General features: G+C 40.1%; 7 protein-coding genes. 4 read left to right on the forward strand and 3 right to left on the reverse strand.

What is annotated here, in order from left to right; genetic code table 11:
- Window positions 1-280: 280 nt before the first annotated feature.
- The 3 genes from OGM63_RS03425 to OGM63_RS03435 form a co-directional block, all read right to left on the reverse strand.
- On the reverse strand, window positions 281-1,063 hold the full coding sequence (locus OGM63_RS03425) for a hypothetical protein (protein WP_263744105.1): 783 nt from the start codon (window positions 1,061-1,063) through the stop codon (window positions 281-283).
- A gap of 236 nt (window positions 1,064-1,299) precedes the next feature.
- The gene (locus OGM63_RS03430) at window positions 1,300-1,752 is read right to left on the reverse strand and encodes a DUF2267 domain-containing protein (protein ID WP_263744106.1); all 453 of its coding nucleotides are present in this window, start codon (window positions 1,750-1,752) and stop codon (window positions 1,300-1,302) included.
- Window positions 1,753-1,778: 26 nt separating this feature from the next.
- Window positions 1,779-3,290 (reverse strand): sensor histidine kinase, encoded by a 1,512-nt coding sequence (locus tag OGM63_RS03435; RefSeq protein ID WP_263744107.1) that lies wholly within the window; start codon window positions 3,288-3,290, stop codon window positions 1,779-1,781.
- Between the two features lie 1,073 nt (window positions 3,291-4,363).
- Between OGM63_RS03435 and OGM63_RS03440 the strand changes: the two genes are divergently transcribed.
- The 4 genes from OGM63_RS03440 to OGM63_RS03455 all read left to right on the forward strand — a co-directional run bounded on the left by OGM63_RS03440 (window position 4,364) and on the right by OGM63_RS03455 (window position 10,456).
- Window positions 4,364-4,945 (forward strand): hypothetical protein, encoded by a 582-nt coding sequence (locus OGM63_RS03440; protein ID WP_263744108.1) that lies wholly within the window; start codon window positions 4,364-4,366, stop codon window positions 4,943-4,945.
- 273 nt (window positions 4,946-5,218) lie between these two features.
- Window positions 5,219-5,728, forward strand: coding sequence for a hypothetical protein (locus tag OGM63_RS03445; protein ID WP_263744109.1), 510 nt, complete (start codon window positions 5,219-5,221; stop codon window positions 5,726-5,728).
- A 69-nt stretch (window positions 5,729-5,797) separates the two neighbouring features.
- On the forward strand, window positions 5,798-6,691 hold the full coding sequence (locus OGM63_RS03450) for a fimbrial biogenesis chaperone (RefSeq protein WP_263744110.1): 894 nt from the start codon (window positions 5,798-5,800) through the stop codon (window positions 6,689-6,691).
- Window positions 6,692-6,889: 198 nt separating this feature from the next.
- On the forward strand, window positions 6,890-10,456 hold the full coding sequence (locus tag OGM63_RS03455) for a carboxypeptidase regulatory-like domain-containing protein (RefSeq protein ID WP_263744111.1): 3,567 nt from the start codon (window positions 6,890-6,892) through the stop codon (window positions 10,454-10,456).
- The last annotated feature ends 26 nt before the right edge of the window (window positions 10,457-10,482 follow it).

Below are 10,482 nucleotides of genomic sequence, written 5' to 3' on the forward strand. Positions count from 1 at the left end.
CAATCGACACAACTCTCTCAGAGCCAAGAACTCGGTCTTGCTAAGATCGCGTATTTGGTTTTTCTGAGTCAAGTACATCAACACTGCTTTCTACATATTTACAGTATATAGCGAAAGCTATGTATTTGACAAGGATATTCTAAGGCTTAAAGGCGGTAGGCGAATAAATTCGCACGAGTCGTCGTTCCTCCGCGCTCACTTATAGACGCGGTTTCCCAACTTCCCGCATATTTCTTATGACATCAAGAAGCGATCGCACCATTCGCGACTAAGACGTATTCTAATTCAAGAACACAGCACCATCTTCATCAATTCTCATTGCACTTTTATCCATCTTCACGTCAGTTGTTTCCTTGAATGAAAGTTGCAACATACCTTCTTGAGAAGATCCTTGTGGTGTCACCATCAACAGTCCCTTATCCTGACGGTAGAAAGTAACCGTTACAGGAGTACGTAAACCTTGCAGCATCACCTCAGATTTCCCTTCCAGGGTTCGGGGTGCTGTATCGCCAATTACTTGGTAGCTAATAGGTGCGGCTGTCTGATTTACCAAACGGACACCTACTTTGCCACTCATGGGCATTACCATTGCGACAGCGGGTTGTGGCAATGATGTTTGAATTACGGAATTTTGGCTTTGTTGTATGGTGGAGTTGTTCACAGCACCAGATGAATTGTTCATGCCTTGTGGCGATCGCCTGATCGACGACTGGCTATTATAATTGTAATTCTGCCATAAAGTGCTAGTTTCATCTTGCATTTCACCGCCTACACCCATAGTTGTTTCTTCCGGTGTTGGGTTAACAGAGGTGTTATTGCGAATCGGAGTTTGCCCTTGAACTCCCATTTTTTGAGTGAAAGCATTAGGTGGGCATCCTTGAGGAACCATAACTCGATTGTTGTGTGGTTCTTCGTAGAAAATTTTCGGACAGGGGTTAATTTTGGGAGTAGATTGTTGTGCGATCGCCGCATGTGGAATTGCTGGCAAACCAATAAGCAGTCCGCCAAAAATACTGCCTAGCAATTTAGCCGAGTTGCGTAAGTTGTTTTGATGTTTTTTCATTTTTATTCTCCGTAATCAATATCTATTTAGACTTTAATATCTTAAAAAATATGAATATTTTCATATTAGCTAATCAATCATAAATCTTACCTCTAGCTATGAGGTGAACAAATCAAAACAACCCTATTATTATTTCTACCTTCAGTCAAAAGTAAATCTATCATTAGTTATAGTTGGACGGAAAATTAAGAGGTAAGAATTGCTGAAAATTCCCACCTCCTAACTTTATATTTGATTTACGCTTCTTCCCACATTTTGCGAACTACATCAGGCAACCAGCTAGCAATTTCCTGAATTCGTTCTTGTGATAATTCGTCTTTAGTGGCAGAAAATATTGCCATAACTACCTTTTCGCGGTCGGCATTTGGTGGCATTCCACCTTCATTAGCTACCCGAAATAGAAAGCGATCGCTATCAATCTTAAAGATGCCAGGACCTTGCCAAGGTGGACGTACCCGACTTAAAAACCCGACAATCGGATTTGTATCGTGCCACAAATCTGCAATTTCTATTTGTAGCGATTTATCATCACTTTTTTCGGCTGGTTTGTGCAATTCAGCTTCAACGCGATCGGCAGCTTCCGTAGTCATCAAATCGCGCATCACCCGGAATGCAACTTCTGTGATATCTCTAGCATCGAAGATATCTGCCAAACCCCCTTTTACCATCACCTTTTCTAAAAAGGGCAAATCTTTCTCAGCTGCTTGTTAAAAAACTAAGACTCAAGAATGATTGGTAAAATCACAGTGAAGGTAGTGCCAATGCCTTGAGTGCTTTCAACGTGAATTTGACCTTGATGGGTTTGGACAATAGCTTGAGCGATCGCTAGTCCCAAACCCGAACCGGTGGCACTTTCGAGTTTTTTATTTGCTGTATTGTGGGTACGTGCTGGATCTACTCGATAAAAGCGATCGAACAAACAAGGTAAAGCCTCGCTGGGAATACCAATCCCCGTATCACTCACCTTAATTTGCAAAGCCGTGCTGTGACGTAGCCGAGAAACCGGATTTATTGCCTCAATCCGCGTCAATTCCACATTTACCCGTCCACCAGATGGCGTATACCTTAAAGCATTGCCAATCAAATTTGTAAACAATCGCACTAGTTGACCCCACTCACCAACAAGTGTAAACCAATTATCGAGCAATTCAAGGTTAATTTCCGTACCTGGAGGGTCAATCAAGTTTAAAGTTAAGGTGATGTTTTTTTCCGCAGCTAGTAGATGTTGTTCTTCAATCACTTCCATCAGCAAAGCATCAAGGGGACAAGGTGAAAAAACATCTTTGCTAATGCCACTATCTTGTCTTGCGAGAAATAGTAGATCGTTGACTAACTTCCCCAAACGCTGCGTTAAGCGTTCTACTATTTTTAATTGTTTTTGATAATGTAAAGAAGTAGGATTTGCATCTCTCCATTCCAAATCATTGAGAGCAACTTGCACATTAGTTTGAATTAAAGCGATCGGACTTCTTAGTTCGTGAGAAGCATCAGCCGTAAATTGTTTCAAACGTTGATAAGACTCACCCACTGGTTCCATTGCTTTACCAGAAAGAAACCAACCACTAGCACCCACCGAAAGCACCATCAACCCAGTACCCCATGCCAAATCAAAAATCAACTGACGACTCGGTTTAGTAACTTCAAACCAAGGATGACTAACACGCAGATATCCCAACACCTGCCGTCCTACTTCCACCCGTTGCGTAACTTGCCGCAGCAACATCGGGGGGTTAGGTAGAGACGTTCCACTGGAACGTCTGTACGGCAGTTCTCCCCCTTGTCCCCCTTGTCCCCCTTGTCCCCCTTCTCCCCCACTCCCCCCACTCCCCCTAACCACACGCACAGTCTCACCCATGCGGTTAAGATGAATAGGAATATTCAGCGGTTCAGATAAAGTTGACCAAATTAATTCACCAGTCGGACTAAACCACTCTAAATCGATGTGGTCATCTTCTACCGTATCCGCATTGTTGGCAAAACTAGCTTCCACATTCAGCCGGAACTCACTTAAATTAGGGTTTATCGATTCAATCACAAGCGTAGACGCACAACGACTTGTTGTTAGACATCGCTCTACTACTTCCACCACATGATTCAAAGTATCGTCAATCCGCTCAATCAAAGTACTGCGGACATATAAATACACCCCACTAGCAAACACTAGGAGCAGTACCGCAGTTACAGCAGTGTACCAAAGGGCGAGACGGCGACGAGTAGCTTGAAACATACTTGTTACTTCATTAGTAATTAGTTTTTCTTAGTTATTACTTTAGACAACCGATGTGGAAATTAATTATGCGTTACCCAAAACCCTTGATTAGACGTAGCATTGCTACGTCTGTGTTTTCCGGAGATGCCTTTTATAAAAAGACTAAATGCTTACTAAACAATACTTTCAGTCCATTTTAATGGAATGCGCGCTATGAGCTAGTAATTTATTTCAGGGCGGGTTATCGGGCAATATAGTTCAGTTAAGCCTGATCGTCCGAGTGTAGAGACTTCGGACCATCGCGTCTCTACAGGTCTAAAAATCCTTAACATCGGTAGGTGGAAGATGTGAGTTAGGCAAACTTCGTTTTTGTACCTGTAAACAGCGGGACTTTAGTTGCTGAGTACTTTTAAAAAAGGGCACTGAAATCTAAGTTCCTATTAATGCTTTAGACTCGAAACACGTCTTAAGTGCTATTACCGAGTATATTTGGAATTAACCTCCTCACAATTCCATATTCTCACTGAAGTGGTCTTTCTGCTAAACAGGTTAAATTCTTCTTGTAAAGATGTTACAAGGAGAATTTAACAATTATCAGCAAATTTAACTAATAAAAATTCCACCGAGAATAATCTAAGAAGGAATTTTTTATTGTTTAAGCCAGCCATCACTCTCTTTTTGTAGTTGGTTTATTAAGTTACATATTCTCGCTAATAAATCCAACAAAAGTCATGCATTCCTCTGTGCAACCAAAATATTTGGTCTAAACAATACCCAAATACAGATTTTTCCATGTCCAACAAAGGAGGTGATGTTTAAAAGGTCTAAATTGAAAATTGAAAATTCAAAATGCTAACAACTAATGCTGGTACTTATCCTATTCTCCTACTATAACAACTGTATAACAATTTCATAACAGTTAAGTAGTTTTTTGTAGATAAGACAGTTCTCAATGCACTCTCGGACTTACCAGGGAATCTCTATCAAACAGTAATTAACAAAACCAAATTAGTTTGAATGAGTGATAAAACGAGAGTTTATAACATTTTCACAATTGACACTACCTACACCTCAAAGAGATTTTTTACATCATGAAAAACAAAGTTTTAGCTATTCTAGCTGCTAGTGCTGCCGCTTTGGGTAGCGCCATTTTTGCAGCACCTGCTCATGCAGTTGAGCAAAATGTAGATGTTAATGTTACTATTCAACCAACAATTTACTTGCGTACTTTCAAAACTATTAACTTGCAGATTTCTCAAGGAGATTTGGGTGCGATAGATAAGGATTACGACCCAAGTAATACAACAGATGGTAGTGCTATTCTTAGTAGAATTGCTCCTGCTAATCTTGCTAGGGGAACCCAAACAGAGGTAACGAAGAATGTTAAGGAGTTATTCGCTGTTTGGTCTAACAGTGGAAAAGCTGTTACTGTCACAGTTAAACCTGTTCCAAACGATACTACTACTGGTGGAACTGTACTAACAAACCCAGTGGCTACTACTAGAAGGGTAACGCTGAAAACAGCCACTGCTACAGGAGGATTCAATGGAACTCCTGATGAGGAGCTAAATCCTTTAGTAGGAGGTGCCGACCTAGTATTTGACGTATCTAGAGCTGTAGCTGGCAGTTACAGCGGAGGTCAGATTAAAGTAGAAGCGTTAGCAACTCCCTAACTACTATTCAGTCGTCATCATTGCTGGTGCAGGCAAAATGCCTGCTTCCAGTATTAATTAAGCACAAAGTAATTTGGGAAAAAGCAAAAAGGCAAGTATTTCAGAATTAGGCATCTAGTTGATGGTCAATACTTGATAGTCAACAATTTATCATCTAAAATTCCAAATTCCAAATGTATTTTCAGACATTTTACTTTGTGCAAAAAAAACTAAAAGGTCAATTTTTAAACAATGAGATGCCAACGCAATCTTAAACGCTGCTTGGCTCTAGTCGTGGCGCTTATTGCTTTGCCACAGCCTCAAGTTTTGGCACAATCAGTACCCCCTCAAGATCCGACAGAAATCTGCAAGCTAACGTTTACCCAAGAACGGACAATTCCCGAACTGAAGACATCGGAAATTTTAGTTCACGCGACTGGGACGGCAAACAATTTGCAAGAGTTATTAGCTTCTCCTAGCTTCTCTTACAATTCCAGCATCACTCGCCAATTGCCACAGCTTTGGAAGTTAAAGGTACCGTTAGACTCCTCAGGCAATCTACCACCGATCACTCACTCATACAACATACAACTGAAAAGTTCGAGCGGACAAACTATTTCAAACAGCAAAATTCAACAAGAGCTTTTGCCAGTTGCGGAGATATCCAGGGATTTCAATACCAAAACAGCAGTAGTCCAGGGGGGTGTGAGATTGCTATTCCAAAATTTATCGTCAATTAAATCAAATACCTATTCGGGTACGATATCGGTAACTGTGGACTATCCAGGCAGCAATTGTCCGTAGAGGTGTGCCAATAGCGACAAGTATTAACTTAGTTTTTTTATTTGGTGTGTGAAGAAGTTAAAAGTTCAAATGTTTCAAAAAAGTATAAGTATAGCGCTAAGTTTAATTGGGGTATTAGCCTTGGGGATGCCTGATGTGACAGCGCTTGAAATTGGCGTTAGTCCCCCTCGCTTTGAAGTGGAAATAAATGGTAAAATGCGATCGCAATCAATTAATATCAAAAACTTTTCTTCTGAGCCAGTAGAAATGAGGGCTTTCATCGGTACTTGGACGATGAGCGAAAACAACCAAGTGCAAGAAGCCGAATCTAGTGAACAATCTTTAGATCAGTGGATTGTCTTCACCCCCTCTAAATTTACCATTCCACCCCGTGGTTCTCAAACTATACGCTTTGCCATTCGTCCGAAAGTTAAGCCTGTTGCTGGTGAACACCGCGCTGTACTTTATCTAGAAGAAATTCCTTCGGGCAAGGAAGATTCACAAGCTGTTACTACCATAGGTCGGTTGGGTGTTGTTATCTACGGTTATGCAGGAGAAATTAAACGAGTTGGTATCCTCAACTCCGTGAATGTACAAGCTAAACCGGATAAAGTAACGGCAATATTTGATGTTTCCAACACAGGTAATGCCCATGTCCGCATGAAAGGTCAATATGCAATATACCGTGCTGCCAACTATCCAGGAGCCTCGGCAACAAAACCCCTCAATACAAACAATTCAAAAGCAAAACTTCCAGACAATGTATTAGACGTGGGTTCTTTAGAATTACCTCCAGTTTTACCCAGTAATCGTCGTCAGTTGTTGTTGTCCATTAGCAAAAAATTACCTGCTGGCAATTACGTTTTGGATCTCAATGGCGATTTGAGCGGTACACCAATTGATAAAGGCATCCCCTTCACTGTTCCGGTTGCAACTGGTAACGTACAGCCTGCAACTAAGCCTGTGACTGCTTCTAAAAAATAGCTTTCACCACTACAAAAATCTTGAATCTTCAGGGTGCGTTGATTTGACACACCCCTCAATAAATTTGCTTATCTATTTAACCCAAGAGGACAAAAAGACAAGGGGAATATCTCATAAAAATTCTCCCCATCTCCCCCTTAATTGAATACAGTTCACAGCCTATATCTGGGCTGGCTATTGCAACCTTTATGCTTACGTATGCTCTACCTAGCTTTACCACCTACACCCCCGCCAATTTTTATCACGTTGAGACCTGAACAGGTTGCTAATAAATCGGATATAGAACAAACTTTCGCTGTTCAAGCAACAAAAAGCTACCTACAAAATAGTACAGCAAAAGTACAAAAGCAAGTTTGTAAATCGCCACAAAATCAACCTCAAAAATCCGATCTTGTCAACAACTTATTAGGGAAAATGCTAGCCGCTTCTAATCAAGCAACAGAAGCTGTAGTTTGCACCAAATCCCAAAATAAAAAGTCGGTAGTTCTGAATTTTCAAGCACAAAATCAGAAACAAAAACAAGCAAAAGGTTTTTTAGCAGTTGCCTCCCAAACAACAGAAAATACTAGCACCGCACCAGCATTAAGTTCTCCGGAAAATAGTTCAGCTACACCTAATATTGCAACAGTTTATGAGGAAGTAACAGCCTCTAAAAATCTAAATCCTCAAAATACTACAACCTCGACAAACACAAATACTAATTCTGGTGAGCAACCTGAATATCAAAAGCTAATTAGCAGTTTATCGAATAAAAAATTTGCTGAAAAAAATACCATAGGTAAAATTCTTTCAGCAGTGCAGGAATTAATTAGTGTTTCTCTTTATGCTTCGCTAAATAATACTACTCATGATGCGTTAAAATCAGATAATCAACATTCTGAAGAAATAGCGATCGCTACTCCTGAACAAACTACAGATAATAAAAAGCCAGAAGATAACAGCACTAATAGTCTTACCCAAGAAATAGCGACTAACACAAATGCACAGACAGGAAAAATTCTGGCAATTGTACAAGAACTAATCAGCGTTTCTATATCTGCTTCCTTAAATAATCAGCTTAAACCAGATACAAAAACTTCAGAAGAAATAGCTAGTTCTATCCCACAGCAAACATCTAATTCCTTAACATCTAACAATAATAAAAAGCCAGAAAATAATATTGGTAATGCTCCTAACCAAGAAAAGGTAGCAGCAAACAATAATGTTACTAATAATGACAGTAAAAATACGTTAATAGAAAAGCTGACCGGAAAAGGTTCTATTCAGCTAGCCAAATCTCCCGATGAGCCTTTTTTGGTTGGTGTAATTATCAACGGTCGAGAAGTTGGTACTTTAGATATCATTCAAGAGGGAAATACTCTTTTAATTCCTTTAGAAAGCTTTGGAGAAGTTGCTGGATTTAAGGTAGAAAATACTGATACCGCTACCCAAGTAAAGACTCCTTTAGGAGTTGTCAAGCTGCAACCGAATTCTTTAAAGCAAATTAATGGTATTACATACATTATTAAATCTGCACTTAAAGATGAATTAAGCATAAATGTAGACTTAAACACTGCTGATTTAACATTACTTACAGATTTACCTTGGCGCGGAAATATTGGACAATATCGACCAAGAGCGGCTGATTTAAAACCAGAATTTTTTGCACCTAGCAGCGGACTTTCAAATTTTAGGCAAGAGTTGAATATTGATACTAATGGCGGAGATACAAGCCTACGTAGTTCTTCACTATTGGGTGGTAGACTAGGAGGATGGGCATATCGTTTGCGCTTGGATAATAATTTTGTTGACCAACCAGACGTTTCTGAATACTTTTTATATAAACATAGCGGTCGATTTCTTTATCAATTAGGACGGCAACAAGTCGGCTTACACCCCCTGTTAAATGGTATTGATTTAACGGGTTTACAATTTGGTTATAGCAATCTTCCAGAAGAAAGCTTTGGTAATAGTTATAGTGCAAATGAGCTTTTATCAAGACGCTCTAGACCTATACAAACATTTCGCGGTAAAGTCGAACCTGCAAGTTTTGTACAACTAAGAGTTGGTGGAACTGTAGTTGCCCAGCAGCAGGTAGGATTTAACGGATTATACGAATTTGTTGATGTTAATTTACCTGTCGGTCAAAGCAATGAAATTGAAGTTGTGATTTTTGATCGCAACAATTTACGTGTACCCCGCGAAATTCGTACTGTCAGAATAAATGCCTCTGATTTGTTACTTCCCGCAGGTGGTAATGTACAGTTAGGTGGGTTAGGTTTTAGCGGAAATTTAGTCCAAAATGGTTTGTTTGGAGATGTAAATTATGATAATCAAGGTAAACCAGTTGGTTTTTATCAATTGCGACAAGGACTTTCAAGTAATTTAACTTTTGAAAGTTCATTACAAGCTGTTCCCAATGCGTTGCAAAGTCAAGCTGGTTTAATTTGGCGTTTGGCAAATCCAGTTGTTTTATCTGCAAGTGTTGGTAGTTCTGCAAATAAACTTGGTTACTCGGCAGATTTGGATGTGCAGTTAAACAGATTGGAAATTAATGCTAATTCTCAATCATTACCAGAGGGATATAGATTATTTAGAAATTCTACACAATTATTTAATCATAGTCTGGAACTAAAATATCGCTTCGGCAATACTCTCAATTTGGGATTTCTTGCCCGCAATCGCAAAGATGATAGCGGCTCTGCTAGTTACATTTTACCTACTTTCTCAGCCCGACCTTTTTCAACATTATCTTTAAACGGTAGACCAGATTTTGACGGACGATATTTATTCAATGCTTTCTATCAGCCAAATAGATTAACAAGATTGTCTTTTAATACTTATGGTGATGCATATATTTCTGATTTAACTTATAACTTAAGTGATACTTATCAGCTATCTTTTGGTAATGAGTTTGGTGGCAATTTAGCACCTCGTTATTCTATAGGTATTGGTCATAATCCCAGTGACCTGAGGGCACTCAGTTGGAACTTAGGAGTGTCATATAGAGATGGAGAAATAGGACCACTTGCAGGTGCTAGTATGCAGGTTCTTCCGGGCTTATTTGCAAGAGTTGAATACCAAGGTATCCCAAGTAGAACTAGAGGCAATTTTGGCGGCTTTGGCGACGATCGCCTGAGTTTATCACTGGTATCAGATTTATCTTTTGCCGGGGGTCGAGTTGCCCCAGCTAACTATAGCGGTATTGGCAAAGATCGCGGAGCGATCGCTGGACGCTTAGTAGTACAAGGTGAAAACAAAAAGTTTGATTTAAGTGGCTCTAATATCCGCGTGTACGATAAACGCAACCAAAGTGTCGGTAGTGCCAGAACTGACTCCAGCGGTAACTTCTTTGTCGGCAACTTGCCTGAAGGTAATTATATAGTTGAACTCGAACCTGACGAATTACCTGTAGAACTCTCCGTACCGAAAACTTCTACAGTCGTTCAAGTTGCTACCTCTGCTGTCACTAAATTAGATTTCCCCCTGAGACCAGAATACGGTGTAGCCGGACGCATCACCGATGTAGCAGGTCAGCCTATTGAAAGAGTGCGAATTGAACTCATCAACTCTGTCGGTGTCCGTGCCTTATCTGCGATGACTGACCAATTTGGTCTTTATCGCCTTGATGGAGTTCCTGTTGGTAAGTATACATTGCGGGTTTCTCCCCAAGATTCACTCAACCCCAACGATACTTTACCCAAACAACAAATCGAAATCAAGAGCGAGTTTGTTTATAACCAAAATCTGCAATTACCTATTTCTGCCGCAGCGAAGAAGAAATGAAACACGGGGATTAGGGGGACAAGGGG

Source organism: Plectonema radiosum NIES-515 (genome assembly GCF_025753815.1).
Lineage (GTDB): Bacteria > Cyanobacteriota > Cyanobacteriia > Cyanobacteriales > Nostocaceae > Hassallia > Hassallia radiosum_A.

Bases quoted from the DNA above. Each gene is read 5' to 3' on its own strand.
- OGM63_RS03455 (WP_263744111.1), top strand. From the start codon at position 6,890: ATGCTCTACCTAGCTTTACCACCTACACCCCCGCCAATTTTTATCACG.
- OGM63_RS03425 (WP_263744105.1), bottom strand. From the start codon at position 1,063: ATGAAAAAACATCAAAACAACTTACGCAACTCGGCTAAATTGCTAGGC.
- OGM63_RS03450 (WP_263744110.1), top strand. From the start codon at position 5,798: ATGTTTCAAAAAAGTATAAGTATAGCGCTAAGTTTAATTGGGGTATTA.
- OGM63_RS03440 (WP_263744108.1), top strand. From the start codon at position 4,364: ATGAAAAACAAAGTTTTAGCTATTCTAGCTGCTAGTGCTGCCGCTTTG.
- OGM63_RS03435 (WP_263744107.1), bottom strand. From the start codon at position 3,290: ATGTTTCAAGCTACTCGTCGCCGTCTCGCCCTTTGGTACACTGCTGTA.